At 61.4% G+C, this 414-nt stretch carries 1 protein-coding gene; it reads left to right on the forward strand.

The genetic code is table 11. The features are described from left to right. Positions 1-414, forward strand: a 414-nt coding sequence (locus tag RCF13_RS03055; RefSeq protein WP_308140856.1) for a TonB-dependent receptor, incomplete at both ends; no start/stop codon positions are given.

Consider the following 414-nt stretch of genomic DNA (forward strand, 5'->3'; position numbering starts at 1 on the left):
GACCCGCACCCGAATCAAGCAGAGCGGTGTCTACAGCGCGGCCCGCTTCTCGCTGGCCGAGCCCCTGAAACTCATTGTCGGTGGCCGCTTCAGCAACTACGAAATCGACGATACCGCCAACGGCAGCTCGCTGCACTACAAGAAGCGCAACGAATTCACGCCGTATGCCGGCCTGATCTACGACATCGACAACACCTATTCGGCCTACGTCAGCTATACGGGCATCTTCAACCCGCAGACCGACTATCGCGACAGCAATGGCAACGTGCTCACGCCGTCAAAGGGAAAGACCAAGGAAATCGGCCTCAAGGGCGCTTACCTGGACGGGCGCCTGAATGCGTCGGTGGCCTTGTTCGAGACCCGGCTCGACAACGCGGCGCAGATCGTCGCCGGCTCCTATACGCCAGCCGGCGG

Origin of the sequence: Stenotrophomonas maltophilia group sp. RNC7, from assembly GCF_030910085.1 — a bacterium.
Taxonomy (GTDB): domain Bacteria; phylum Pseudomonadota; class Gammaproteobacteria; order Xanthomonadales; family Xanthomonadaceae; genus Stenotrophomonas; species Stenotrophomonas sepilia.